This window comes from Ardenticatenales bacterium, assembly GCA_020634515.1.
Classification (GTDB): Bacteria; Chloroflexota; Anaerolineae; order Promineifilales; family Promineifilaceae; genus JAGVTM01.
On sequence record JACKBL010000005.1, the window covers coordinates 257,171 to 282,791 of the forward strand.

The 25,621-nt window shown below is 60.4% G+C and carries 20 protein-coding genes; 8 read left to right on the forward strand and 12 right to left on the reverse strand.

What is annotated here, in order from left to right; translation table 11 throughout:
• Nucleotides 1–30: 30 nt before the first annotated feature.
• Entirely contained in the window at nucleotides 31–1,749 is a 1,719-nt protein-coding gene (locus tag H6650_15175) for a nucleoside kinase (GenBank protein ID MCB8953347.1), read from the forward strand.
• 38 nt (nucleotides 1,750–1,787) lie between these two features.
• On the opposite strand, the gene H6650_15180 is transcribed toward H6650_15175, so the two are convergent.
• Nucleotides 1,788–4,055 carry a cellulase family glycosylhydrolase gene (locus H6650_15180; GenBank protein ID MCB8953348.1) on the reverse strand — a complete coding sequence of 756 codons (2,268 nt, stop codon included), beginning with the start codon at nucleotides 4,053–4,055 and terminating at the stop codon, nucleotides 1,788–1,790.
• 406 nt (nucleotides 4,056–4,461) lie between these two features.
• Between H6650_15180 and recJ the strand changes: the two genes are divergently transcribed.
• Together recJ and H6650_15190 are read left to right on the forward strand one after the other, a co-directional pair.
• Nucleotides 4,462–6,177, forward strand: coding sequence for a single-stranded-DNA-specific exonuclease RecJ (gene recJ / locus H6650_15185; GenBank protein MCB8953349.1), 1,716 nt, complete (start codon nucleotides 4,462–4,464; stop codon nucleotides 6,175–6,177).
• A gap of 169 nt (nucleotides 6,178–6,346) precedes the next feature.
• The gene (locus H6650_15190; protein ID MCB8953350.1) at nucleotides 6,347–7,309 is read left to right on the forward strand and encodes an NAD-dependent epimerase/dehydratase family protein; all 963 of its coding nucleotides are present in this window, start codon (nucleotides 6,347–6,349) and stop codon (nucleotides 7,307–7,309) included.
• Here the strand turns inward: H6650_15190 and H6650_15195 are convergent, their stop codons facing one another.
• Nucleotides 7,310–8,137, reverse strand: a complete 828-nt coding sequence (locus tag H6650_15195) for a GNAT family N-acetyltransferase (GenBank protein MCB8953351.1) — start codon at nucleotides 8,135–8,137, stop codon at nucleotides 7,310–7,312.
• A gap of 61 nt (nucleotides 8,138–8,198) precedes the next feature.
• Entirely contained in the window at nucleotides 8,199–10,130 is a 1,932-nt protein-coding gene (locus H6650_15200; protein ID MCB8953352.1) for an ABC transporter ATP-binding protein, read from the reverse strand.
• A gap of 348 nt (nucleotides 10,131–10,478) precedes the next feature.
• On the opposite strand from H6650_15200, the gene H6650_15205 reads away from it, so the two are divergent.
• Nucleotides 10,479–11,066, forward strand: a complete 588-nt coding sequence (locus H6650_15205) for a CoA pyrophosphatase (GenBank protein MCB8953353.1) — start codon at nucleotides 10,479–10,481, stop codon at nucleotides 11,064–11,066.
• A gap of 67 nt (nucleotides 11,067–11,133) precedes the next feature.
• On the opposite strand, the gene H6650_15210 is transcribed toward H6650_15205, so the two are convergent.
• The 5 genes from H6650_15210 to H6650_15230 form a co-directional block, all read right to left on the reverse strand.
• Nucleotides 11,134–12,597, reverse strand: coding sequence for a HAMP domain-containing protein (locus tag H6650_15210; protein ID MCB8953354.1), 1,464 nt, complete (start codon nucleotides 12,595–12,597; stop codon nucleotides 11,134–11,136).
• Between the two features lie 148 nt (nucleotides 12,598–12,745).
• Entirely contained in the window at nucleotides 12,746–13,429 is a 684-nt protein-coding gene (locus H6650_15215) for a response regulator transcription factor (protein MCB8953355.1), read from the reverse strand.
• A gap of 2 nt (nucleotides 13,430–13,431) precedes the next feature.
• Nucleotides 13,432–13,833 (reverse strand): RidA family protein, encoded by a 402-nt coding sequence (locus tag H6650_15220; protein ID MCB8953356.1) that lies wholly within the window; start codon nucleotides 13,831–13,833, stop codon nucleotides 13,432–13,434.
• A gap of 110 nt (nucleotides 13,834–13,943) precedes the next feature.
• The gene (locus H6650_15225) at nucleotides 13,944–15,089 is read right to left on the reverse strand and encodes a GNAT family N-acetyltransferase (GenBank protein ID MCB8953357.1); all 1,146 of its coding nucleotides are present in this window, start codon (nucleotides 15,087–15,089) and stop codon (nucleotides 13,944–13,946) included.
• Between the two features lie 344 nt (nucleotides 15,090–15,433).
• The gene (locus H6650_15230) at nucleotides 15,434–18,781 is read right to left on the reverse strand and encodes a tetratricopeptide repeat protein (protein MCB8953358.1); all 3,348 of its coding nucleotides are present in this window, start codon (nucleotides 18,779–18,781) and stop codon (nucleotides 15,434–15,436) included.
• A 160-nt stretch (nucleotides 18,782–18,941) separates the two neighbouring features.
• On the opposite strand from H6650_15230, the gene H6650_15235 reads away from it, so the two are divergent.
• Nucleotides 18,942–19,364: a hemin receptor gene (locus tag H6650_15235; GenBank protein MCB8953359.1), complete on the forward strand. Its 423-nt coding sequence runs from the start codon at nucleotides 18,942–18,944 to the stop codon at nucleotides 19,362–19,364.
• Nucleotides 19,365–19,500: 136 nt separating this feature from the next.
• A complete protein-coding gene (locus tag H6650_15240; GenBank protein MCB8953360.1) occupies nucleotides 19,501–21,234 on the forward strand; it encodes an FAD-dependent oxidoreductase in 1,734 nt (577 codons plus the stop codon).
• 204 nt (nucleotides 21,235–21,438) lie between these two features.
• On the opposite strand, the gene H6650_15245 is transcribed toward H6650_15240, so the two are convergent.
• Complete coding sequence (locus tag H6650_15245; protein ID MCB8953361.1) at nucleotides 21,439–22,401, reverse strand: SDR family NAD(P)-dependent oxidoreductase; 963 nt, start codon at nucleotides 22,399–22,401, stop codon at nucleotides 21,439–21,441.
• 261 nt (nucleotides 22,402–22,662) lie between these two features.
• On the opposite strand from H6650_15245, the gene efp reads away from it, so the two are divergent.
• Together efp and H6650_15255 are read left to right on the forward strand one after the other, a co-directional pair.
• Nucleotides 22,663–23,220, forward strand: coding sequence for an elongation factor P (efp, locus tag H6650_15250; protein MCB8953362.1), 558 nt, complete (start codon nucleotides 22,663–22,665; stop codon nucleotides 23,218–23,220).
• Between the two features lie 2 nt (nucleotides 23,221–23,222).
• The gene (locus tag H6650_15255) at nucleotides 23,223–23,453 is read left to right on the forward strand and encodes a zinc ribbon domain-containing protein (GenBank protein MCB8953363.1); all 231 of its coding nucleotides are present in this window, start codon (nucleotides 23,223–23,225) and stop codon (nucleotides 23,451–23,453) included.
• A gap of 15 nt (nucleotides 23,454–23,468) precedes the next feature.
• On the opposite strand, the gene pgeF is transcribed toward H6650_15255, so the two are convergent.
• From pgeF to H6650_15270, 3 genes are all read right to left on the reverse strand, one after another.
• A complete protein-coding gene (gene pgeF, locus H6650_15260) occupies nucleotides 23,469–24,311 on the reverse strand; it encodes a peptidoglycan editing factor PgeF (protein ID MCB8953364.1) in 843 nt (280 codons plus the stop codon).
• Between the two features lie 62 nt (nucleotides 24,312–24,373).
• On the reverse strand, nucleotides 24,374–25,222 hold the full coding sequence (locus H6650_15265) for a shikimate dehydrogenase (GenBank protein MCB8953365.1): 849 nt from the start codon (nucleotides 25,220–25,222) through the stop codon (nucleotides 24,374–24,376).
• Nucleotides 25,222–25,617 (reverse strand): hypothetical protein, encoded by a 396-nt coding sequence (locus H6650_15270; GenBank protein ID MCB8953366.1) that lies wholly within the window; start codon nucleotides 25,615–25,617, stop codon nucleotides 25,222–25,224. The genes H6650_15265 and H6650_15270 overlap by 1 nt, the downstream gene beginning before the upstream one ends.
• Between the last annotated feature and the right edge of the window lie 4 nt (nucleotides 25,618–25,621).

The following is a 25,621-nucleotide window of genomic DNA, read 5'->3' on the forward strand; positions in this document are numbered from 1 at the left end:
ATCGTCTATCCCAACCCCACACATAAGCCCATGTCTGTTCAATCCGCTTCTCCCCGACCCAATGTTCAAGTCCGTTTCCCCGATAACCGCGTTTTTCAGGCCCCTATTGGCACCCTGCTGGATAACTTCATCCGCGCCGCCGAATTCCCACCGGACAAACGTGCCGTGGCCGCGCTCGTCAACGGCAAACTGCGCGAGTTGTCGCTTCCCGTGATGCAAGATGTAGACGTGACGCCCATCATGATGGCCGACTCCGATGGTGTACGCATCTATCGCCGCTCCTTGAGCTTCCTCATGATCGCGGCTGCCGCGGAAGTGCTGCCCGACCAGTGCGTCACGGTACACCATTCCATGCCTTTTGGCGGCTACTACTGCGAGCGCACGGTCACGTGCGACGATCAGGAAGCCTTTATCACCGCGGCGGAACTGGCGCGGCTGCGGCAACGCATGCGCGAGTTGGTGCTGGCCGATCTGCCCATCTCCCAGGTCCGTGTGCCGTTGGACGAGGCGCTGCGCTTGTTTCGTGAGTGGGGCGATTTGGAAAAGGCGGATTTGTTTGCCAAGCGGCGCAAGGATTATCTGACGCTGTACGAGCTAAACGGGGTGCGCGACTATTTCCACGGCTTCATGGTTCCGCGCACCAGTTACCTGGACCTGTTCGATTTACACCCATACAACCAGGGCTTTATTTTGCAGTTTCCGCGCCGACATGAGCCGGATCGCTTACAGCCGTTTGAGGATGAGCCGCGCCTGGCGCAGGTTTTTCAAGCGTATTCCGGCTGGCTGGATGTGGTGGGCACGCCCAGCGTGGCTTCGCTGAACCGGGCGATTCGTGGGGGGCGCTTGCAGGAGGTGATCCTGGTGGCGGAGGCGCTGCATCAGCAGCAGTTGGCGACGATTGCCACGGAGATTGCCCGTCGCCGCCCGACGTTGAAGTTGGTGTTGATTTCGGGACCGACGAGTGCCGGCAAAACCACGTTCAGTAAGCGTCTGGCAGTACAACTCCTGGCGCACGGCATCCACCCCGTGGCCGTGGCCATGGACAACTACTTCGTCAACCGCGAGGATACCCCCCGTGACGCCAATGGCGATTTCGATTTTGAGGCGTTTGAAGCGGTGGATGTGCGCCTGTTTCAACAGCATCTGCGGGCGTTATTGGCCGGGGAGTCCATCATGCAGCCACGCTACAATTTCCACACGGGGCAGCGGGAAGAGGGGGAACCATTGCAACTTGGCCCCAAGCATGTGTTGATTGTGGAGGGTATCCATGGGCTTAATCCCCGGTTGATTGCCGGCATTTCCCCCGACGCCTTCTACCGCATTTTCATCTCCGCCTTCACCCAGCTTAATCTGGACCGCCACAACCGCGTGCCCACCACGGACACGCGCCTGCTGCGCCGCCTCGTGCGCGATGCCGCCCATCGCGGCTACAACGCCGCCGCCACCATCCGCCGCTGGCAGAGCGTGCGCCGCGGTGAGAAAAACTACATCTTCCCGAACCAGAACAACGCGGATGTCTTTTTCAATTCCGCGCTGGTCTACGAACTGGCGGCGCTGAAGTCGCTGGCGGAGCCGCTGCTGCTGCAAGTGGAGCCGGATACGCCGGAACGGGTGGAGGCGAATCGGTTGCTGGCGTTCTTGCAGTGGTTCGATCCCATTTCTCTTGAGAACATTCCCAGCGATTCGATCTTACGCGAGTTTGTAGGGCAATCCATCATGGAACACTTTAATCCGTGGCGGAATGCCTGAGGCGCGGCGCACGCGCGTGCGCCGCGCCGGAGCCGGGTCTAGGCCAGTTCGGGTAGCCGACGGTCTCGAATGGAGACGAAGGTGTTGAAGATTTCCGTCTTTTGGGAGCCGTTGCCGGTGACGATGCCGGCATTTTCCATGTTATCCGACCACGCAAACCAGATGATGGCCCCCACCTGCGGCGAGAAATCCCGCGCCAGCCGCACATACGTATCCCGCAGATAAGCGGCGACTGCTCCGTAATGCTCCGCGCCTAACGGGGTGCTGCCGCCAGGAATGCCAATTTCCGTTATCCACAGCGGCGTGTTCGGGAACACCTTCTGGAATTCGCTAAACACGTCGTCCAACTTGCCAAACCCCCAGCCGGCAAATGGCGGCGTCACCGGCCAGCGGCCATAGGGATGCACGCCGATGGCGTCCACGGGCAAATCCCCGTGCAGTGCCTCGCGGCACTGTCGCACATATTCCGCCGCTTCTACCGGACCGGTGGAGAGGCCACCAAAGATGATTTTGGCCTGCGGTGCGGCCTGACGAATGGCCGCGGCGGCTTGTTGCAAAACGATGGCGAACTTGGCGGCGGGCACGAAAACGGAGACCCAGGGGGTAGCCGGGTTGTCTCCTTCGTTCCAGATTTCGTAGGCGATTTTGTCTCCAAGATGGGCGTAGTGGGCGGCGATAATGCCGGCACTCTGCGCAAACCGCGCCGCATAAGCCTCCCAACTCCCGCCACCCCCGACCCACGGCGCATCATTCCCCGCCACCGTCTGCTGATTCAGCACCACCAGCGACCCCACCCCCTGATTTGCATACGCATTCACCAGCGGATCATACTCCGCGAAACTCGCCTCCACGCTACGCTGCTTATCCGCCGCCTTGAACGGAAACCGCACCCAATCCATCCCCTTCAGCACCTGGCTATTCATTGGATTGCTCACCGCGTCATCCGGGTTAATGTTCATCCCCGTTAGCATCCGCTGCGCCGGCTGGACCGGCTTGCGCGTCGAGAAATACATCAAAACCGACTTGATCGCATTCTTCAAAGTCACCAGCGGATCCCCCACGCTCCCCTGCCGCCCATACTTCGCCAGCAGAGAGGTTTCCCGCCCGTCCAACGGATCAATCACCAGGTAATCATTACCGTTCCGCGCCACCACATACACCCAATGCTGCTCCACGTTCGCGTCATACGCCGTTGCCGGCGTCAAATCCACCTGCATCAGCGCCAACCCGCCTTGCGCCAGATGATTATCCAGGCTGGAAACCAACATCGGATCAAGATTGGCAAAAGCCGCCCCCGTATCGCTAAACGGCTTGAAGTTGCCCACAAAGCGAATATCGTTAAAGGCCAGGCGTGGGGCGGCAAAGAACAACACATCCCCATTAAAACCCTGTCCCGGCGGTAGCTGCAAAAATCGCTCGTTCAAATCCACCGGCGTAAACTTATCGCCACGCGCGTTCAGCATCATGGCCATCGACGTCAGCAGACATCCAAACTGTCCGATCGTGCGCGGACCATGCCCCAACGGCAGATCCCGCCAGCGCGGGTCATTCTGCGAAAGCGCAATCGCCGGAGCCGGGCGATCTGGCTGCGTCACCCGAATCTTGATCCAGAAACGGTCACCAAACGGCACGTTGCGGTCATCATGCAACCGCCAGAAACCCACATAATCGCCGTCCCTGGCCTCCGTCGGCGCAACCATGGGCACGGAAAGCACCACATCTTCGCCCGGCCTGGCGTCCGGCACGGGATGGCTGAGCGTTCCCGTCATGGCGTTGTCACCGCCTACGTACACCAGGCGGTAGCCACTGCCCCACTTCCGCTGCCCCGTATTCTTCACGAGCCAGATTTTAGAGAACGTCTCGCCGGCTTGCAGCAATGTCCCGTCCGGCACGGTCACGTCATCCAGGAAACGGCTGTCACTATTCAGGAAATTCCCTTCCGTGATTGTCTTCTTAACCACAACGGCTTTCACAAAAAACGTGACCCCAAAGCGATTCCCCTGGTTATCCTGTAATTGCCACGTCGTGCTGTAGAGTCGGCCAAACACGTCTGGCGCTGTCATGGGAATCGTAATATCTACTTCACTGTTTGGAGGCACAGTGGCTTGTCCCGCAACCGTCGCCAAATCTATCCGTGCGGCGGCGGCCATCTGCGTGCCCCCGATGTGTACCACCTGAAACCCGGCTCCCCAGGTTGTGTCCCCTGTGTTGCGCAGTCGCCACGTCGGCGTAAACACCGCCCCTTGCTCAACCGCGTTGAGGTCATCCGGCGTGCTAAAACGAACAAATCGGGAATTGCTGGTCATTGGCTGCTCCTCTGAAAATGTAGGGCGATTCTCCAAATCGCCCGCCCGATTTGGAAAATCGGGCTACGACAACACATCATTTCCATTCATTGGTGGTGCCGCGCAGCGGCCTGGTGTCTCCTCCGAAAACAGTTTGTAGGGCGAGTTTCCAACTCGCTATGCGCCCTGATACTGCTTCCTAATTCATCGAAAACTCCCAACTTCCTGACATCATAGCAGAAGGCCAAGTCGTACACAAGCCCCCGTCAGCGCCTCAGCGCCCAATGCCTGAGCCTGCCGCGCACACCCTATGAAGTACCCGCCGCGCCTTTATCAACCGCCAACGCCCAACTCTCAACCGCCACCCCCCAGACCCCCAACTTCTCCGTTTTACGTTTTCTCTCAACCGTGTTACCATTCCGCCGCTATGAGTAGACCAGAAAATCTTACCCCTTATCGCTGGCAGGTCAGCCCGCCAATTCCTCCTCGTTTTCGTCAGCAATTCAGCCACGTCCATCCGGTACTGCTGCAGGTTCTCTACAATCGGGGCCTTGCCGATGCCGCGCACATGCAAGCCTTCCTCGAAGGGCATTACCTGGAAAGCCGTGACCCCTTTCTGTTGGCGGACATGGACAAGGCCGTGGCCCGTATTCAGCAGGCCGTTGAAAAAAAAGAAATAATCATCGTCTACGGCGACTTTGACGCCGATGGCGTCACGTCCACGGTGCTGCTGACGCAGGCGCTGCGCGGCCTGGGTATGGAGCGCGAACAAGTGCAGCCCTACATCCCCGACCGTGTGGACGAAGGCTATGGCCTGAACAAGGAAGCGTTGACGAAGCTGCGCGACCGGGGCGCGGGGCTGGTCATCAGTGTAGACTGTGGCATTCGCTCGTTGGCCGAGGTCGAACACGCCAACGACATGGGGCTGGACATGATCATCACCGATCACCACAGTCTGGGGCAACATTTGCCGCCCGCACTGGCCGTGATTAACCCCAAGCGGCCCGATTCCGCCTACCCGGAGAAGATGCTGGCAGGCGTGGGTATTGCTTACAAGCTGGCCCAGGCATTGCGCCAGGCCATGCCCGACCGGGCTACCTATGCCGATGAAGACTTGCTGGACCTGGTTGCCATTGGCACGGTAGCCGATCTGGCGCCGCTGCTGCGCGAAAACAGACTGCTGGTCATTGAAGGGTTGAAGGTGCTGAACATGGCACAGCGCCCCGGCGTGGCAGCTCTGGCGCGGGTGGTGGGTGTGCAGCCAGGCAGCATTACGGCGGAGACCATTGGCTTTGGCCTGGGACCGCGCATCAATGCCGCGGGTCGATTGGCGCACGCCTACACAGCGGCCAAACTCCTGGCCGCCAACAATGGCGTGTTGGCTAACCAGTACGCCGGCGAGCTGAACCAGCTCAATCAGGAGCGGCGAATGATGACGACACGCCTGGGGCTGCACGCGGAAACGTTAATTGATCCCCAGGCGCCGATATTGATTGCCGCGGATGATCAATTTGTGGCCGGGGTGGTGGGGCTGGTCGCCAGCCGATTGCAGGAAAAGTATTATCGCCCGGCCATTGTTATTGAGAAAGGGGAAACGGAGAGCCGTGGTTCCTGCCGGTCCATTGACGAATTCCACATTACGGATGCGTTGGACGAGATGGCGGATCTGTTGGTGCAATACGGTGGTCATGCGCAGGCGGCGGGATTAACCATATCGAATGAGAATCTGGAAGCGTTTGTGACGCGCATGACGGAACTGGCGCGGCGCAAACTGGATGGCCTGGATTTGCGCCCAACGATTCCGCTGGATGTGGAAGTGCCTCTGCGGGACGTGGATTGGGCTTTGCACGAGGTGCTGCGGCAGCTCGAACCAACCGGTTATGCCAATGCCACGCCTTTGTTTGCCAGCCGCGGCGTGCAGGTCATTGACTATCGCGCCGTGGGCAGCGACGGCGCGCATCTGCAAATTACGGTAAGCGATGGCTTCCACGGCGTCAAAGGTATCGCCTTTCGGCAGGGTGCGTGGGCCGGTCATCTGCCGCAGCGTGTGGACATTGCCTATACATTGGGCGTGAACGAGTGGAATGGCCGCCGCAATTTGCAGTTAAACATTCAGGACATCCGCGCCGCGGATGAGCAATAGACAGGCGAGAGGTGCTGTTGGCGCGGGTCGCGGGTGTATTCATCCAGGCAAGATGTAGGGTTTGTTGGCTTTTGGGTCGGCAAGTGTGTTTTAGTCCGCGAGTCAAACGTCGTTCGCAAACGGGTGCTGGTTGGCGGATGTGTCGTAGGCAGAAAGGGTGGTAGGTTCGATGAAGATATTAGTGACGGGGGCGGCTGGCTTTATCGGCAGCCATCTGGCGGAAAAACTGGTCCAGCGCGGTTATGATGTGGTGGGGTTGGATAATTTTAATGACATCGTTTATCCGGCGCGGACCAAGCGGGAGAATGCCAGTCGCCTGGCGCGATATTCTGGATTTCGTTTGATTGAAGCGGATGTGCGGGATCGGGAGCGGATGCTGGCTTTGTTCGAGGCTGAGGGGTTCGATGCCGTGGCGCACCTGGCGGCGTTGGCCGGCGTGCGTAACGCGGTCAAGTATCCTGATGTGTACATTGACGTTAATTATAAAGGCAGCCAGAACCTGATGGATGGTGCGCGACTGCATGGGGTGGGGAACTTCGTTTTTGCCTCGACTTCTTCGGTTTACGGCAACACGCAGCGCATCCCGTTTGTGGAAGACGATGCCTGTGACCGCCCCTTGCAGCCATATGCGGCGGCCAAGCGGGGGATAGAAATCCTCGGTTACACCTACCATTACCTGTTTGGCCTGAATTTCACGGCTATTCGTTTCTTCTCCGTTTATGGTCCGCATGGTCGCCCAGACATGATGGTTTACAAGTTGGCGGAGAGCATCACGAAGGGTATTGAGCTTCCCTATTACAACAACGGGGAGATGTATCGGGATTGGACGTACGTCGCCGATATTACGGATGGGGTGGCGGCGGCGCTGGCGCGTCCGCTGGGGTATGAGATCATTAACCTGGGACGGGGGGAACCGGTGTTGCTGCGGGCGTTTGTGGCGGAATTGGAGCGGTTGGCGGGGCGCAAGGCGAATCTGACGCCGCGCCCGAAGCCGGCGGCGGATGTGGTGCAGAACTGTGCCGATATTAGCAAGGCGCGCCGCTTGCTGGATTATCAACCTGAGGTGAATTTCGTGGAGGGAATTGCCCGGTTTTGGGCATGGTATGTGGAGCGGGTGGAGAACCAGGGGTGATCAGGCCAGTTTTTTTAGCATGAGGAGGCGCGGGCGGGTGGTGATGGTGAAGCCGTGGGGGAGCAGAAGAGGGGCGAGGCGGTTGAAGTGGTCGCGGCTACCTACGTGGAGTTCGAGGTGGGGCCATTGGGGCGGGGTGAGGGTGAGTAGTTGCCGGCATAAATCCTGCGTCAGTGGATGTCCCCAACAGGCGGGATCGAGCTGTAGGGCCATGATGGGAGTCCGGGGCGAACCGCTTATCCAGAGCGCGCCAACGAATTTTTGCTCCCAGACGCAGCGCCAGTAGCTACCGCCTGACGGCGGGGACCAGTTGTATTCCTGTATGACGACTTCCGCGGCCCAGGCATCGCCATGCCGGCATTCTTCCCGCGCAAATTGACGATAAATAGAGCCGCCAAACAGGCCCCCCGGCAGGAGTGTCACGGACGAAGAGACCTTGTCGCGGCGGTTGGGGAGGGCATGGGTGAAGTATTGCGGATGGTAGAGGCGGAAATGGCGTTGTTCGTAGAGGGTTTGTGCCGGCATATTCCCCTCATCCACCAGCAGCGCCAACCACGGCAGCCCCCGCGCCCGCGCCACCCCCTCCACATGATCCATTAACCCCCCGGCAATTCCCTGGCGACGATAGGGGCGATCCACCAGCACATTAAATACATAACCGCTTAAGCGGCGCACATGCAAAAAAGCGCACCCGACCACCTCCCCCTGCCGCACCGCCTTGTACCCCTGACCCGCCGTTAAGAAATACACGGGCAGCCACAATTTGCTCATCCAGTAACCCACGCGATGCTGCGTCATCTGGGTGAACTGGCGATCCACCCCCGTCATATTCGCAAACGTCAGTCTGGTGATTTCCCGCGTATCCGACCAGACAATTGGCTCAATCAGGTTAATCTCCCAATGCCAATTCCGGGGATTCCGTTTCCGTTTCCTCTTCCACCTGTCGCCGGAACTGACTCATATACAGGTTGTAATAAAACCCACGCCGGGCCAGCAGGGAGTCATGCGTACCCCGTTCCACGATTTGACCATGATCCAGCACCAGCACCTGATGCGCATTGCGGATGGTACTCAGGCGATGGGCGATGACAAAACTGGTGCGCCCCGCCAGCAGTTGGTCCAACGCCTTTTGGATTTCCCGCTCCGTGCGCGTATCCACGCTGCTGGTAGCCTCATCCAGAATCAAAATGCGCGGATCAATCAATGCCACGCGCGCAATAGAAAGAAGCTGTCGTTGTCCCTGACTGAGACCGCGCCCGCGTTCTCCCAATATCGTCTCGTATCCTTCCGGCAGCGTTTTGATGAACTCGTCCGCCCGCGCCAGTTTGGCCGCGGCAATCACTTCCGCCTCGCTGGCCTCCGGGCGCGCATAGCGGATATTGTTCAGGATGGTGTCGCTGAAGAGGAAGGTGTCTTGCAGCACCAGGCCAATTTGCTTTCGTAGGCTCTTTACCTGCACGTCGCGCACGTCGTATCCATCAATGGTGACGCTGCCGCGGCTGACATCGTAGAAGCGGGGGAGAAGATTGATGATCGTGGTTTTGCCGGCACCGGTTGGTCCCACAATGGCTATGGTCTGGCCCGGCTCAGCTTGCAGAGAGATCCCGCGCAATACCGGTTCGCCTGGATTGTATTCCGCCCACACGTTGTCGAAGACGACCTTGCCTTGAATAGAAGGCATCGGGGCGGCGTCTGGCTTGTCCGCGAGATCGGGCGCTTCATCTATCAGGTCGAAAATGCGCTCTCCACCGGCGATGGCACTCTGCACGTTGGCCCACAGCACGGAGATCTGCTGCACGGGGCGGTTGAACTGTTGCGTGTAGCCAATAAACGTCACCACCAATCCCAGGGAGATGGTCGTGCCAAACAAATCCCGATCGTTCAAAATGTAGTAGCCGCCGACGCCCGCCACGATAGCCAGGCTGACGTAGGTCAGGGCTTCCAGAGCCGGAGCCAGGGCGCTGGTGTAGACTTGGGCGCTGATGTTGGCGTCGCGATTGGCGGCGTTGCTCATGCGGAACTGCTCAATGCTTTCTTCTTCGCGGCTAAATGCCTGCACTTCGCGCACGGCAGCGATGTTTTCCTGTAGATCGGCGTTGACCGCGCCAATCTCCTGGCGGGCGCGACGGAACGCTTTACGCGCTTGCGCTGAGAACCAACGGGTGATGATGAACATCAGCGGCAAGGTACTCAGGCTGATCAGGGCGTAGGCAGGGCTTTTGCCTACCATGGTGACGATGATCCAGATGACGAGCAGCCCCCCTTGCAGGACGCTGACGATGCCAAAGCCGATCACCTGCTGGATGGTGTCAATATCGTTGGTAATGCGGCTCATGACGTCGCCCGCTTCATGTTTACTGAAGTAGTTCAACGAGAGGCGGTTGATTTGGGCGAAGATGTCGCGCCGCATGTCGCGCAGAACATGAAACCCGGAGCGGCTCATGAGGTAGAACAGTACGCCGCTGCCCAGCGAGTTGCTGACGTAGAGGGCGGTGATGATCAGGACCAATCCGCCCAGCCCCATGATGTTTTCCGTTGGGGTGGCGTCGGGGTTGGGCGTGGTATACCAGCAGTTGCTGTAGGCGGCTTCGTCTACGGTGGAGGAGGTGGAAGATGCCGGCCCCAGGTAGCAGTCCACGGCCTGTCCCGTAAGATCGGGGATCAACACTTGCAGGTAGGTTCCCACGAAGATGAGCAGGATGACGCTCAACAAGGCCCAGCGATAGTGTTGGAAGTAGTTCCAAAAGCGTTTTAGGGTTTGGGAGGTGCTGCGCGCTCTTTGTGCTTCCGTTCCCAGAATTTGTGCATCACGATCTAACATAACTTCTCCAAAGGGTATGCGAGTTTGCGGGTGTACGAGTTTACTTGCCACTCGCCGCTCGCCACTCACCATTTGCCACTCCCTGAATTATGCGATGCTTGCGCGAAATGTCCAATAATCACCCGGTCTTGGTGGAATGCCGGCATTTCCTCCCCCCATCAGCCCGTTTCAAGCATAGCGATTCCGCCCACTAACCCCTTCCTCATTTGGTCCGTTTTGTTGTATAACTACCAGGATTTTGTCACAGCCGTGTCTATTTGAACGAACCCTATGGACATCATTTCACGTCACCAGATAGTTGAAGCACTGCGTCTTGCCGACTTTGATCCGGCTCCGGCGCAACAGTTGATGGCTCCCGTGCCGCGGGCGCTGCGTCCTTCCTTTGACCGGTTCGGGCGTGCGCGCCAGGGGGCCGTGATGCTGCTGCTGTATCCGGGGGCGGATGGAGAGATCAGTACGCTGCTGACGCGCCGCCCGGAGACGTTGAACGCGCACGCGGGGCAGATTGCCTTCCCCGGCGGGCGGCAGGATGCGGGGGAAGCGCTGACGCAGACGGCGCTGCGGGAGACGTTTGAGGAGGTGGGGGTGTGGCCGCGGCAGGTGGACGTGCTGGGGGCGTTGACGACGATTTATATTCCGGTGACGGATTATGAGGTGCATCCTTTCGTGGGATGGATGCCGGCACGTCCTACCTTCCAACCAAACACCGACGAAGTGGCCGAACTAATCGAAACGCCCCTATCGCTGCTGCTGGCTCCGGAAACGCGCGTCGTGGAAACATGGCAACTGCGCGGCTTCGACGTGCTGGTTCCTTTCTTCCAGGTTGGTGAGCATAAGGTCTGGGGCGCGACCGCCATCATCCTCAGCGAGTTCGTGGAGCGGCTGCGGACGGTCCGCGCGACGCGGAACATTAGGAGTGGAAATGAAATAAGATGACGAAATCATTTCCTTGCGGCTCCTTCAAGCGGGCGCTGCAATTCGAGTCTTATTTCAGCGCCAGTCATTAGCGGCGGCGCGTGATGGTGGAGCCTTCGGGGGGGCCAATCGGCAGGCGCACGAGGAAGGCACTGCCTTTGCCCAATTCGCTGCGCGCCTCAATACGCCCCCCATGCGCCTCAACCAGTTCGCGCGTAATCGCCAGCCCTAACCCGGAACCGCGCCGTTCGCTGGTGCGGGCGCGCGATTTCTCCACCTGATAGAAACGTTCAAAAATGCGGCTCAATTCGTCCGGCGGAATGCCCGGCCCGGTGTCCTGCACGGTGATGTTGATTGCCCGGTCGCCATGGGGAGCCAGGGTGATGTGGATGCGGCCGGCGGCGGGCGTGTGGCCGAGGGCGTTGTCCGCCAGGTTGGTGAAGACTTGCATGAGGCGGTCGGGGTCGCCGAGGATGAGGGGGACGGGCTGCAAGTCGAGCGTGAACTGCACCCCTTTTTGTTGCGCGGGCAGCATAAGGTTGCGATGCACCTGTGCCAACAGTTGGTGCAGGTCAACGGGTTCCTGGTTCAGTTGAAGTTGTCCGGATTCGATGCGGGCGAGGTCGAGGAGTTGGTTGACCATGCGGGTCATGCGTTCGGCTTCGCCGTGGATGATGCCGGCAGCTTGTCGTAACTCCTCAGGCGTATTGATCATGCCCTCTAGCAGCGCCTGGCTCCAACCGCGCACCGATGTCAGCGGCGTTTTCAGGTCGTGCGAAACGTTGGCGACGAAATCCCGCTGCGCTTGCTGGCCGGCTTTCACTCGTGTCGCCATCTCGTTGAAACTGGCGGAAACGCGCCGCACCTCATCCGGTCCGGCGGGGGGGATTTGCTGGTCATAGTCGCCGCTGGCGATGGATTCGGCGGCGCCGGCGAGCCGTTGTAGGGGGCGGGCGACGGAGCGGGTGATGAGGATGGCCAGGAGGATGGCCAGGAGGAAGGCGATGATGCCGGCAGAACACAAGGGGCGCAGGAAGGTGTCGCGGAAGAATCGGGCGGCGGTGGGTTCGGGTTGGATGAAGGCCATCACCAGGTTGCCGAGGTGGCGGTCGGGCAGGAGTTGGGCATAAACGACCCATACCTGTTCGTCGGGACCACGCAGACGGGCGGCGAGGACGCTGTTGTTGGTGCTGATGGCACTGCCCAGGGATTCCATGTTGTTCAGGGTGCGGCCCGCCCATTGGTCGCCGGTGTCGAAGACGACCTGGAGGGTGTTGGGGCGTAGCAGGAGGATGCGGGTGTTCTGGGCGGTGGCGGTTTCGGTGATGGCTTGCAGCAGGGTGTCGGGGTCGGTGATGCCGGCATCATACAATCGATTCAACTCTCGCCGCGTCCCCAAACTCACCGCCGCCAGTTCCCGCAGCGTCGCCACGCCGCGGTCCGCCGCGCTCAGCGCGGACACCAACAACAGCGTCACCGTCAGGATCACCAGCACCGCGGCGATAACGACCGTATACGAGACCAGCAACCGGCTGCGCAAACTCTTGAACATCGTAGCCGTATTGTAGCCCGATTTTGTATTCTCGTTATAGGGGAAATGTTACGGGAGTGTAAACAGTGAATTCACTGAAAAAACCGGGTTTTTCGAGTGTCCGACCGACATGTGTAAAAACCCGGTTTTTGGCCTTTTTCAGTTCCCGTTAACCGTTTACCAGCTTGTACCCCATGCCCCAGACCGTTTCAATTTGCACATTGCAGTCGCCCAGTTTCTCGCGCAGGTGGGCGATGTGTACGTCCACGGTGCGCGTCTGGCCGTAGAATTCGTAGCCCCAGACCAGGTCGAGGAGCTGGTCGCGGGAGAGGACGATATTCAGGTGGTCCACGAGCGTGAGCAGGAGATCAAACTCTTTGGCGCGCAGGTTGAGGCGTTCGCCGTTGACGGTGGCCTCGCGGCTGGCGGGGTCGATCATCAGGTCGCCTACCTGCCGTGCTTTGTCCTGGCCCGGTCCGGCGCCGGGGGCGCTGCGGCGTAGGATGGCGCGTACACGGGCGACGAGTTCACGTGGGTTGAAGGGTTTGGTAAGGTAGTCGTCGGCTCCCATTTCCAGGCCGACGATTTTGTCGATGTCGTCGTCGCGGGCGGTGAGCATGAGGATGGGGAGGTTGGAGGTGGCGCGTAAATGCCGGCATACCTCCCACCCATCCATCTCCGGCATCATCAAATCTAACACCACCAGCGCCGGCGGCGACTCACTCACCCGCGCCAGCGCCTCCACCCCATTCGTCGCCATCCGCACCTGGAACCCCTCCTTTTCCAGGTACAACCGCGCCAGGTCCCGAATGTGCGCCTCGTCATCAACGAGGAGTATCTTTTCGCCAGCCATCGCTACTTTTTCTTGCCTTTCTTGCCCACCAGCGCCACCACCTCAATCTCCACCAGCGCCCCCAACGGCAGCGCCGCCACCGCCACCGTGGAGCGGGCGGGGCGCGCGTCGCCAAAGATGCGCGCGTACACCTCGTTCATGGCCGCGAAATCGCTCATGTGCTGCAAAAAGACGGTTGTCTTTACGACGTGCTCCAGGGAACTGCCGGCACTTTCCAGCACCGCCCCCAGATTTTGCAGCACCCGCTCCGTCTGCACGGCCACATCCGCTTCGGCCATTTGCCCCGTCTCTGGGTCCAGGGCAATTTGCCCCGCCGTATACACAAAATCCCCCGCGCGAATCGCCTGCGAATAAGGCCCCACGGCTTTGGGAGCGTTTTTCGTCGCAATCACTTTCTTCTTCATCGTATTCCCCTTCAAAAATACCTTGTAGGGCGAGTTTCTAACGCGCCGCTACCCCATCCGCCACCAAAATGCGTGCCACTCGCGTCTGATTTTGGACCGAGTCCCGCGAGCTACAACGCCTTTTCATAGACGCGATACTTCTTGTATACCTTCCCCGAAAACAACTCAATGCCCCGATTCATCATGTCATTCGTTTCCAGAATCCAGGACGCCTCCGCCCACTTATAGCCCGCGGCATAGGCCACTTTGGCCGTCTCATAGTACAGCAGCGCGTCCACGCCGCGCGCGCGATACTCCTGCACCACCCCCAGGGCAATCACGCGAATCCAATCCGCCTTGCGCTTGTTCAGAATCATGCGCACCGCGCCGATATAGGAGCCAAGCAGCGACGGGCCGGGTCGCGCCCGCCCCAGCGGTTCGTTCACGTTCGGCGTCGTCAGCGAAAAGCCCACCGGCTCGCCATCCTGCTTCTCGCACATAAAAATGAGGCGCGTGTCCAGGATGGGGCGTAGTCCTTCCGCCAGTCGCTCAATCTCCCCATCCGTCATGGGCACAAAGCCCCAGTTCTTCTCCCAGGCATTGTTGTAAATGCGCTTGATGCGCGCCACCTCATTATCCCAATCCTTGATATTCACCGGGCGCACGATGAGGTTATACCGTTCCTGCGCTTTTTGGGCCACGCGCACCACTTTGGGCGGGATTTTGCCCTCCGCGGACACTTCCGCCAGATCGATCTTCCAGGCCAGCAGATCCATCGCCTTTTGGAACCCCGCCGCCTCCAGGAAATCCACGTAGTAGGGTGGGTTGTAGGTCATGAGGAGGACGGGGGGCATGTTGAACCCCTCAATGAGCGTGCCGCATTCGTCATTGGTGGACAGGTTCATCGGACCGACCAGCCGTTCCGCGCCCCGCTGCCGCGCCCACTGCATGGCCGTATCCAGCAGCATCCGCGCCACTTCGGCGTCGTTGAGTACTTCAAAAACGCCAAAGTGGGCCACGTTTTCCTCGTGAAATTCATTATGGCGGTGGTTCAACAGCGCGGCAATCGTGCCCACGGCCTTGCCGTCCCGAAACGCGATGAAATAGTCCGCCTCCGCGTGTTCAAAAAACGGACTTTTCTTTTTGTCAAAGAATTCCAACCGCTCAAAATAGAGCCAGGGAACCCAGTTAGGATCGTCGCGGTAAACGTCCCAGGCGACGCGGATAAACTGGCGTAGTTGTTTGTCCGTCTGTACACGCTCAATTGTGAGGCTCATGACATATTTCCTTTGGGTTCGTGCAAAATTATCTTCGGACTATCCGGCCAGCAAGAACCCTTTTAGGACTGACGATGAAATATAGTACGGAATTGCATCGTCAGTTTGAAGGAACGGTAAGGAAGCAACGTCGTTGTCCATTTAATCTCCGTTCCTTAGCGCATCCGTCATTTCCAATCTTAAAGACGGATGCGCCCTTTCCATTGAGGGGTGGGATTGGATGCTGTCTTGTTATCTGGCAGCGACAAGGGCGCATTGTAGCATGAGGGAGCGAATTTTGCCGATAACTTCCGGGAAGGTGGTTGTGAACAAAGGAGCATGTGCCGGCAAACCTTCCCGGAAGCTCAATGTCCGGCGGAAAAAGCGGGGCGCGGTCGCGGCTGCCGTGACCGGTAGCGCGCGATGCGCCTCTCCGCATAAAGGCGGGCGAACGCCTCGCGCGCTGCCTGATAATGCGCCGTGTCTCCGGTGATTTCGCCCAGCGCGTACAGGATTTCCGCCTGAATTTCCGCGTCCGTGCTGGTTTCTTGCAGCCGCCGCAGCCGTGCCTGTGCTTCGTCGCTGTCGCCTCGTGCTGCCAGCAGGCGGGCGGCCAGCAGTTCGCTGAAGGAGGCGTAGAGTGCGCGGCCAATTGTTGCCGCCAACTGGCCTCCTTCGTCGTTTGCCTGCTGCGCTTCCGCCAGGCGCCCCAAGGCAAATAGACATTCGGCATAAGAGACCAGCACCCAACAAAGGTAATAGAGCGCGTCTGCCTGGCGTAGATAGGGGATTGCTTCTTCAAAAAAGGGCAGCGCCTCGGCAAAACGGGACTGGTATTTGAGCGTGTCGCCCATGTTGCCCAGGTGTCGCGCCACGTCCGCCAGCGCGCCCGCGGCCCGATCCAGGTCCACCGCGCGCTGGTAGTAGGCGGCGGCACGGCGGTATTCACCGATCTCCATGTGGATGTTGCCTTTGTTGCCCAGTAAGGTGGCCTGCATGGCTTTGTCGCCCAGTTCTTCGGCCAGTTTCAGGGCGCGGCGATAATGCCGCAGGGCTTCGTCAAACCGGTAGCGACGCCGTGCGAGGACGCCCAGGCCGCCCGCGCACTTACAGATGCCGCGTTTGTGGTTTAGCTCTTCGGCGATTTGTAGCGCCCGTTGGTAACATGCCTGCGCCTGATCCAGGTCGTCTTGCTGCCAGTAGAGCAGCCCCAGATTTTGCGTGAAGCGGGCGATGTTCTCCCGATGGTTGAGCCGTTGGGCGATTTCCAATGCTTGTTGCACATGCTCAATGGCATCCGCGTAGGCGCTGATGTCTTTGTAGACGAGGCTGAGGTAGGCGTGATTTTCGGCGGCCTGCATTTCTTCGCCGAGGGACTGATTGATGCGCAGGGCTTGTTCCTGGGCGAAAATGCAGGGTTCGACATCCCCGCGCAGGCGATGCACGGACCCGAGGATGCTCCAGATGCGGGCCATTTCGGTGGAGCCGTCGCGGACGAGGGTGAGGGCCTGTTTCAGGGTGGCGATGGCTTGTTCGTATTCGCCGCGCATTTCGTGCAGGTGGCCGAGGGTGATAGATGCCGGCACAATCCACCCCTCATCCCCCGTTTCTATCACCTGCCGCGCCAGCTCGATCCCTCGCTCCAGTTCGCCCAACTTCTCGCAAAAGACCGCCTGCGCCAGCCGCATCTGGTTCACCAACGATGGCCGCCCGGACACGTGAACCAATGCCAGCGCCACCATGTCGTACCCTTCCTGGTACAACCCCTTGAAAACGTAAAAGCCGGTCAGGTTCGCCAGCGCGGCCGCGAGCAAATCGGTGGCCTGCTGGGATACGGCCCACCGCCAGGCAGCGCGCACGTTGTCCAGATCGGCCTGAATGTGCGCCACGGTTTCCACGGGACCGGCGGCGATCTGTGTCAGGTAGTAGGTTGCGTGTTGTTGCGCTACGATGCCGGCATTTGTCAGGTAAATGCCGGCAAACTGACGCAAAACAGGGTGCAGCGTGAAACGTCCACTATCCAATCGCTGCAACAGCGCGTGGTCCAACAAAACGGTGACGCTTGCCGGCGACGCCGACGTAACCGCCTGCGCGGCCTCCAACGTGAAGCTCTCCTGAAAACAAGTCATCTCGCTAAAGGCCGTCCGCTCGCCGCTCCCCAATCGTGACCAGGTGTGTTCAAAAATCACGCGCAAACTGCGATGCCGTTCTGGAATGTTGCTCCTGGTCGCCACCAGGGATTCCACACCGGACGTGATCTGCCGGGCCAACTGCGCCGCCGAATAAAGCTGCAACCAACTGGCGGCAATCTCCAGCGCCAGCGGCATGCCCGCCAACAGACGGCAGATGACGCCGACCGCCTCCGCGTTATTCGCGTCAACGTGGAACGCCGGCCACGCTTGCTGCGCGGCGCTGGCGAGGAGCTGAACGGAAGGATACGCAATCAATTCCTCCAGGGCGGAATCGGGCGGCGGTGTGGGCAGACCAACCAATGGCAGCCGCCATTCGCCGTGTAGATTCAGCGGCAGGCGGCTGGTCACCAACAATCGTGTCTGTGGCGCGTGCCGCAAGATTTGGGAAATGGCTTGCGCGTCCGGCAACAGTTGTTCGTAATTGTCCAACACCAGCAGAAGAGACCGCGACCGCAGCCAGGCCAAAATGTCCGCTTCCGTCAGGCCGCGTTTGCCCGAGGGCACGCCCAACTGCGCGCCCAACGTCTGCCATAGCGTCTGCTGCGTGGTCGCGGCGCCGAGGGAGACGAAATACGCTTCCGCCGTGCTGCTCTGCGCCACCCAATGGGTGGCTGCCTCCACGGTCAGGCGGGTTTTCCCCATTCCGCCTGTGCCCGTAATCGTGATCAGGCGTGTCTGGGGATGGTTGAGGCGGCTGAGGAGAAGGGCGACATCTTGCTGCCGTCCGACGAAGGCCGTCAAGGCGGGAGGGAAGTGGTGCAGCCGCGAGGCGGGGGAACGGTCCTGGTCAATGCTCCCGGCTAATGCTTTTGTCTCTTCGGATGGTTCCACGCCCAACTCTTCGGCCAAAATCGCCACGCACTGCGCGTACTGGGCCAGCGCCTGCGCCCGCTGCCCCGCCGCCGCATACGCTCGCATCAACTGGCGATGCGCGGATTCGCGCCACGGCTCCAACGCCAGTTGGCGCGCCGCGTCTTGCTGAGCCTGCTCCATTTGCCCTTGCGCCAGGTGATGGTCCGCCAGGCGCGCCCACACGTTTAGCGCCTGCTGGTGCAGTTGTTCGCGGCGTATCGTGAGCCATTCGTCGAAAACGGGCGCGCCGGAGAGCGCCAGCCCGTCCAACAGTTCGCCGCGATAGAGGGCGGCGGCGGCGGTCCACCGCGCCGGATCATCATCGCGGGACCATTGCGTAAATTGCCACAGATCAACGGTGTTCGGGTCGGCGCGAAATTGCACGTCCGCGCGCGTAATGGCCAGGATGGGGGTGTCTGCGTCCGGGGATATATCCGCCAGCGCCTGGCGCAGACGGAAGAGCGTTTTGCGCAGGTTGGACAGGGCGGCGGACTCCTCCCAATCACTCCACAACAGTGTCGCCAGTGCGCCGCGCGTGTGCGTGCGGTCCGCTTCCACGGCCAGGTAAGCCAGCAGCGCCCGCACCTTGTCCGTGGCAAAGCCGTTTATGGGCGCGTTGTCATACGTCACCCGGAATTCGCCCAGCAGTTGCAATCGCAGTCCGCTCATTCTGGCGCAAATTATAGCAGTTTACACGCAAAATTCCGTTCCTATTCGGCGCACTTTGGAACGTTCTTGGAACGGACGACCCGCATAATGATGGGCATGAATAGAGGTCGCCGTGGAAGAAGCGGCCACGAAACATCATGATGCAAATGGAGATAACAAAATGACACCGGAAGAGAAGAGACTCGTGGAGGCGACGTTCGCGCAAATTCAACCTATTGCCCGGGAAGCGGCGGCGCTGTTTTATGGACGCCTGTTTGAAATTGCCCCGGCGTTCCGGCATCTGTTCAAGCATGATATGGACGCGCAGGGGATGAAGTTGATGCAGACGATTGGCGTGGCCGTGGCGCATCTGGACCATCTGGACGAGGTTGTGCCCGCGGTGCGGAAGCTGGGGCAGCGGCACGTGCATTATGGCGTGAAGCCGGAGGATTACGCGGTTGTGGGGGAGGCGCTGTTGTGGACGCTGGAGCAAGGGCTGGGCGCGGCGTTCACGCCGGCGGTGAAGGATGCTTGGGCGACGGTGTATGGCGTTCTGGCAAGCACGATGCAGGAGGCGGCCTACTCGCTGGCCGTCGCTGTGTAAATCGGGTGGCCTGCCGACACGGCCAACCACCAGCCATCACCCACTTTTAACCTTCAAGCGAGGCAATTGCTACGCCAGATTGGACCAGTTTTCTCTTGAAATTGGTCCAATCTCCAAGGAATTCTCGGAGGAGACGATGATGCACAAGCAGTATGATACGATTGTTCTGGGGGCGGGAATTGCCGGCACAACCCTGGCAACTATCCTGGCAAAAAACGGCCACCGCGTCCTCATGCTGGAAAAAGAAAGCCACCCGCGCTTCGCCATCGGTGAATCCCTCGTCTTTCGGGGCGCGCTCTGGCTGTGGCTGCTGGGGCAGCAATACGACATTCCCGAAATCACCAACCTCAGCCACATCGACACACTGGCGGAACACGTCTCCCCCGGCTGCGGTTTCAAACTGACCTTCGGATTCCTCTACCATCGTGAGGGCCAGGAACAGAACCCGCGGGAATCTAACAAAATCATCCCGCCCATCGTCCATTTTATCTCGGACAGCCATCTCTACCGTCAAGACGTAGACCATTACATGGTCAAGGCGGCGCAGAAATATGGGGCCGCCTACCGCGACCGCGTCACCGTCACGAACATTGACACGGACGATGATGGCGTCACGGTGGAAATCAGCACGGGCGAGCAGTTTAGTGCACGCTTCCTCGTGGACGGCACGGGCTACCGTTCACCGCTGGCGCGGCGCGTGGACCCGGCGGGCATCAAGACGCAATCCCGCGCCATCTTCACGCACATGAAAAACGTGCCCGCCTACGATGACATCGCGCCCGGTGGCACGCCGCCCGCCGCGAAAATGTCCGCCACCTGGCACGGCGGCACGCTGCACCACGTCTTCGATGGTGGGTGGATGTGGATGATCCCGTTCGACAATCATGACCAGACGAGTAGCAATCTGTGTAGCGTCGGCCTGATGCTGGATCCGCGTCGCTTCCCTGCGGATGAGGCGCTGACGCCGCAGGAGGAGTTCGAGGCCATTGTGGCCCGGTTCCCCACGATTGCGCGTCAATTGCAAGGAGCTACGCCGGCGCGCCCATTCGTGCGCACGGGGCGCATCCAGTACAGCGCCGAGTCTAGCCTGGGGCCGCGCCATTTCTTGCTGCACCACGCGCACAGTTTCATCGATCCGCTGTACTCACGGGGCATGATTCGCGCTTGGGAGACGGTGTACGCCCTCAGCAGTCGTTTGCTGGCGGCGCTGCACGACGATGACTTCACCCCGGAACGATTCGCCTACCTGGACACGATGCAGGCGTTTCAGTTCCGGCGCACGGACCAGTTGGTGAGCAATGCGTATCGCTCCATGCCGAATTTCCAGATGTGGAATGCGTGGCTGCACTTGTGGATGGGCAATGAACTGCTGACGGCGCTGTACCTGTGGCGGCGGGCGTTGAAGTACATGCAGTCGGGCGATAAGGCGTATCTGGCGGGCCTGGATGAATCGCCGAAGCCCTGTATGGGCGCGCCGTTTGCACCGGGCGTGCAGGTGTTGTATGACCGGTGCGAATCGCTGCTGGATCGGGTGGACGCGGGCGAAATTAGCTATGAAGCGGCGGCGGATGCGCTGCTGGCGGCGCTGAAACAGGCTGATTTTCTGCCGCATGTGGCGTTTGACTTTGGCAGTGGGGCGGCGACGCACGCGGATTTTGTGCCGCAGACGACGATTGCCAAAATCCTGCTGTGGGGCAAGCTGCGCGCACCGGAGGCCATGCGTCGGGAGGTTTTCGACTTGCCTTTGCGCACGGTGATGAAGGTGGAGGTGGGGGCGCGCTGGCGACCGCTCCGGCGGCGTTGGAATGAGGCGTTGCGGCTGGCTCCCCCGCGTGAGTTGGCGGCTGCTGCGTCCAGCGCGGAATCATAGTGGCTGTCCGCAATTAAATTAGCGGAAATGTGCGGACAGCGGCTATCATGGATAGCTTGTCAGTAACCGCCCGTAAATGGTGTGACGTTATTTTCGGGCGGTTACATAGTGGCTTTTTGGACGGGGCCTGGCGCGATTGTGTGATTGGGGCAGGTCGCGCCGAGACCGCCGCCGCGCGAGGCGCATGTGGATGGCGAATTGCCGTTATGGGGACGGGAGCCGGTTTCCCTCTGGCGACTGTTGTTTGAACCAGTTGAGGGTGTGGGCGAGGCCGTCGTGGAGCGTGACCTGGGGTGTCCAGCGGAGGGCGGCGCGGGCGCGGCTGATGTCCGCCTGGGAGTGGCGAATGTCGCCGGGACGGGGCGCGTCGTGGACGACGGGGATGGGGCGACCGAGGAGGTCGCGGAGGGTGGCGATGATCTGGTTGAGGCTGGTTTGTTGGCCGCGCCCGATGTTGAGGATGGGGTGGGTGGCGCAGGTGGCGGCGGGGATGCCGGCAGCTTGCAGATTGGCGCGGACGACATCGGTGACGTAGATGAAGTCGCGGGTTTGTTCGCCGTCTCCGTGGATGCGGCAGGGTTGCCCCGTGAGGGCGGCGCGGCAGAAGATGGAGAGGACGCCGGAGTAGGGTGAAGTGGGGTCCTGGCGCGGGCCGAAGACGTTCATGTAGCGAAGGCCGATGGTTTCCAGGCCGTAGGCGGCGGTGTAGGCGGCGGCGTACTGTTCGTTGATGTGTTTGGCGGCGGCGTAGGGGGTGAGGAGTTGGAGGGGGGTGGTTTCGGTTTTGGGGAGTGCCGGCATATTTCCATACACCGCCGCCGATGATGCATACACCACCCGCCGCGCGCCTGCCTGCCGCGCTGCTTCCAGCACGTGGAAAAAGCCGGTCACGTTGACTTCGTGGTTGTGTTCTGGCTGCGCCAGGGATTGCGGGACGCTGACCAATGCCGCGTGATGGAAGATGATGTCGCAGCCGTTCGCCGCCGCGCGCGTGGTTTCCCAATCGGTGATGTCGCCTTGTTGGAATGTGTGCGAAATGCCGGCAAGATTCTCCCGCCGCCCCGTACTCAGATTATCCAACACGCACACAGACGCCCCTTCCTGGCTGAGCGCGGCGACAAGGTGGGAGCCGATAAACCCCGCCCCCCCGGTGACTAAGATTTGCATGATGCAGCCCTCTCGGATAAATCTTCCCGGAAGCGCAATTCCAGGTCAGAAGCGTCTCGTAATTCAACTCATCTGGCCTCAAAGCAGCTCCCGCGAAGATGCTGGCGAATCGTTGCGAAGATATATGGTATTCTTCAATCTGGCATATTCCGCCCTTTATGATAAACTTCGGCGCGATGATTGTCAGGAGGAGAGCTTAAACTGATAACGACAATCACCGCCCATGAATAGTTGAACATCTTTTGTAGGAGTTTTTGAGGAATGATTGACGTAAATCAACTCCGCCGGGGCGTCACGTTTACGCAGGACGGCGAACTGTACAAAGTGACTGAATATAGTCACAACAAGCCAGGCCGCGGCAAGGCGACCATTAAAGTGAACGTGCGTAATTTGCGCACAGGCTCCAATTTGCAGCTCACGTACACGTCTGGCGACCGCGTGCAGGATGTGCGCACGGAAAAGCGGGCGGTGCAGTACCTGTATGACGACGGCGCGTTTTTCGTTTTCATGGATATGGAAACGTTTGAGCAGACGTTTGTCAGCCACAGTATCTTTGGCGACGATGCGCTTTATCTGAAGCCGGAACTGGAAATTGAGCTGCTTTCTTACGAAAAAGAGACGATTGACTACATTTTCCCCACCTCGATTGATTATGAGGTGGTGGAGTCGGAGATGGCTATTGCCGGCGACCGCGTTTCCGGGGCGACCAAAGAGGTGACGCTGGAAACGGGGCTGAAGGTGAAGACGCCGTTGTTTGTGAATACGGGGGACCGTATTCGGGTGAATACGACAACGGGTGAGTATATTACGAGGGTGTGACGATGCCAATTTATGATTTTCACTGTCGTGAGTGTGATGAAGTGTTTGAGGAGCGGCGTTCTTTTGCGGAAGCGGGCATGCCGGCATTTTGCCCCATTTGTGGCAGCCAGGATACGAAAAAACTCCTCGCCTCCGTGGCCCTACGCACCGGCAGCACCGAAAGCATCCCCGTGCCTATGAACCAGGATGGCGGCGGCTGTTGTGGTGGTGGCACTTGTGGGTGTGGCCTCTAGCCGCTTCCGCGAAGCTCAAGAGCGCAGCGCCAGCAGAACGCCAAACCGTCCCGTTTTCCCCTTTTCTGCACGATGCGAGAAGAAGAGATCCGTGCGGCAGGCGGTGCAAATTCCTCCCCACGCCACCTGCCGCACGCCCGCCCGACGTAAATTCTTCACGTTGGCCGCGGGCAAATCAAAGTGGGGACGGGGACCATTGGGCTGTGCCGGCAGCAGCGCCTCCGGCTCCTCGAACGCAGCCCACACCGCGGAGATGACCGGCTCGCCTACTTCGTAGCAACAGGGGCCAATGCAGGGGCCAATGCCGGCAATCAACGTCTCCGGCTCGCTGCCAAAAGCCGCCATCATCGCCCGCACCATCGCCCCCGGCAAATCCTTCACCGTTCCCTGCCAGCCCGCGTGTCCCAACCCCACCGCGCCCCGCACCGGGTCCCACAGCAAAATCGGGGCGCAATCCGCGAAATTCATCGCCAACCCGCACCCAGGTTCATCCGTAATCAAGCCATCCACGCTGGCCGCCACCTGTCCATTCTGCGCCGACGTGACCCGCGCCACATCCGCGCCGTGGACCAGGTGCGCGTGCACCAGCGTCTCCGTGGCGTAGCCAAACGCGCCATAAGCCCGCTGCCGATTCTGGCGCAAATGGTCAGCCGCGTCCGCCACGCTGGAACTCATGTTGAGCGAGGCGAAGGGCGGGGCGCTCACGCCGCCCAGGCGTGTAAAAACCGCGTGGACCGTGCCTCCATTAAACGATTCAAACTGGAAATAGGGCAATCCGTCGTTGGCAATTTGCTGCATGGGGAGTCGGTCCGTTGTTCGTTCGTGACTATACAGGTCATCTGCCCAGATTGGCCCCATTTTCTCCGGTGAAATTGGTCCAATCTCTCGGAGGCGTGAATGGTTACGTTCGTTCTTGCTGGTCATTGCGCTAGAGGGAGCGCGGCGGCCATCACGTTCAGGTCTGGCGCGCGACCCGTCCAGAGCGTAAACGCCGCCGCACCCTGTCGCAGCAACATCCCCAGCCCATTCGCATGTGAAATGCCGGCACGCGCGGCCAGATGCAGTAGAGGCGTACACGGCGGGTTATACACCAGATCGTAAACGAACGCATGTGGGGGAAGCGGCAGCGCGCGCGGCCAGGGGGAGGCGTCGTCATGCGGGTTCATCCCCAGCGGCGTGGTATTGACGATCAAATCGGCGGCGGCATGAGCGGCCAGCGCGTCCCACGAATCGACGCGCGGCGTGTGCGCCGGCGGCAAAAAGGGCGCCAGGTCCGCTGCGAGCCGGTGCGCCTGCGCCGGCCTGCGCGCCAGCACGGTCACGGTGGCTCCGGCCATGCCCAGCGCATAGGCCACGGCGCGCGCCGACCCGCCCGCGCCCAGTATCAACGCGCGCCGACCCGCCACAGGCACGCCCAACGCCTGCAAATCCTGGCTGAATCCCGTTATGTCCGTGTTGGCTCCGCGCAGTTGCCCATCCCGCACGACAATGGTGTTTACCGCGCCGGTTGCCCGCGCGCCCGCGTCTATCTCATCCAGCAGTGGCAGCACCGCCTGCTTGTGGGGAATAGTCACGTTCGCGCCCAGGAATCCCAGCGCCCGCAGCCCGCGCACGGCCTCGGCCACGAGATCGGGCGGCGTGGGCAGCGGGACGTAGACGAGGTTTAGCCCCAGGGCGGCGGCGGCGGCGTTGTGCATGGCCGGGCTGAAACTGTGGCTGACAGGCCAACCCATCAGGCCGACGACGGCGGTTTTGCCGTTGATGGGCATTAGTCCGGCTCCTGGAGGTGGGGCGGCACGCCGATCTGTTGCAGGAAGAGCAGCACGTGCTGCCGGACTTCCGCCGGGGTGAGCGCGCTGGTGTCCAGGTAGAAGTCGCAATGTTCGCGGGCGTGGGATAGCCGCCGTGCCTGTTCCGCCAGGTATTGCGGGCTGCCGGTGGTGTGGGGGCGGCGGGCCAGGGCGGTGGCGTAGTTGACGTCCAGGTAAATGAGGATGTCTGGCCGGGTGAGGCGCTGCCACATGTCTTTGACGTAGGAGTGTTCCTGGGCGACGTGGCGGACTTCGTACCCGGCGGCGCGCAGGGCTTCTACCAGGGTGGTTTTGCCGGCACTGCACGGTCCTACCACCGCCAATCGCCAGCCCTTTTCCTTTGCGTTCGCCATCCCT

Bases quoted from the DNA above. Each gene is read 5' to 3' on its own strand.
- H6650_15175 (MCB8953347.1), top strand. From the start codon at position 31: ATGTCTGTTCAATCCGCTTCTCCCCGACCCAATGTTCAAGTCCGTTTC.
- H6650_15180 (MCB8953348.1), bottom strand. From the start codon at position 4,055: ATGACCAGCAATTCCCGATTTGTTCGTTTTAGCACGCCGGATGACCTC.
- recJ (MCB8953349.1), top strand. From the start codon at position 4,462: ATGAGTAGACCAGAAAATCTTACCCCTTATCGCTGGCAGGTCAGCCCG.
- H6650_15190 (MCB8953350.1), top strand. From the start codon at position 6,347: ATGAAGATATTAGTGACGGGGGCGGCTGGCTTTATCGGCAGCCATCTG.
- H6650_15195 (MCB8953351.1), bottom strand. From the start codon at position 8,137: ATGACGGGGGTGGATCGCCAGTTCACCCAGATGACGCAGCATCGCGTG.
- H6650_15200 (MCB8953352.1), bottom strand. From the start codon at position 10,130: ATGTTAGATCGTGATGCACAAATTCTGGGAACGGAAGCACAAAGAGCG.
- H6650_15205 (MCB8953353.1), top strand. From the start codon at position 10,479: ATGGCTCCCGTGCCGCGGGCGCTGCGTCCTTCCTTTGACCGGTTCGGG.
- H6650_15210 (MCB8953354.1), bottom strand. From the start codon at position 12,597: ATGTTCAAGAGTTTGCGCAGCCGGTTGCTGGTCTCGTATACGGTCGTT.
- H6650_15215 (MCB8953355.1), bottom strand. From the start codon at position 13,429: ATGGCTGGCGAAAAGATACTCCTCGTTGATGACGAGGCGCACATTCGG.
- H6650_15220 (MCB8953356.1), bottom strand. From the start codon at position 13,833: ATGAAGAAGAAAGTGATTGCGACGAAAAACGCTCCCAAAGCCGTGGGG.
- H6650_15225 (MCB8953357.1), bottom strand. From the start codon at position 15,089: ATGAGCCTCACAATTGAGCGTGTACAGACGGACAAACAACTACGCCAG.
- H6650_15230 (MCB8953358.1), bottom strand. From the start codon at position 18,781: ATGAGCGGACTGCGATTGCAACTGCTGGGCGAATTCCGGGTGACGTAT.
- H6650_15235 (MCB8953359.1), top strand. From the start codon at position 18,942: ATGACACCGGAAGAGAAGAGACTCGTGGAGGCGACGTTCGCGCAAATT.
- H6650_15240 (MCB8953360.1), top strand. From the start codon at position 19,501: ATGATGCACAAGCAGTATGATACGATTGTTCTGGGGGCGGGAATTGCC.
- H6650_15245 (MCB8953361.1), bottom strand. From the start codon at position 22,401: ATGCAAATCTTAGTCACCGGGGGGGCGGGGTTTATCGGCTCCCACCTT.
- efp (MCB8953362.1), top strand. From the start codon at position 22,663: ATGATTGACGTAAATCAACTCCGCCGGGGCGTCACGTTTACGCAGGAC.
- H6650_15255 (MCB8953363.1), top strand. From the start codon at position 23,223: ATGCCAATTTATGATTTTCACTGTCGTGAGTGTGATGAAGTGTTTGAG.
- pgeF (MCB8953364.1), bottom strand. From the start codon at position 24,311: ATGGGGCCAATCTGGGCAGATGACCTGTATAGTCACGAACGAACAACG.
- H6650_15265 (MCB8953365.1), bottom strand. From the start codon at position 25,222: ATGCCCATCAACGGCAAAACCGCCGTCGTCGGCCTGATGGGTTGGCCT.
- H6650_15270 (MCB8953366.1), bottom strand. From the start codon at position 25,617: ATGGCGAACGCAAAGGAAAAGGGCTGGCGATTGGCGGTGGTAGGACCG.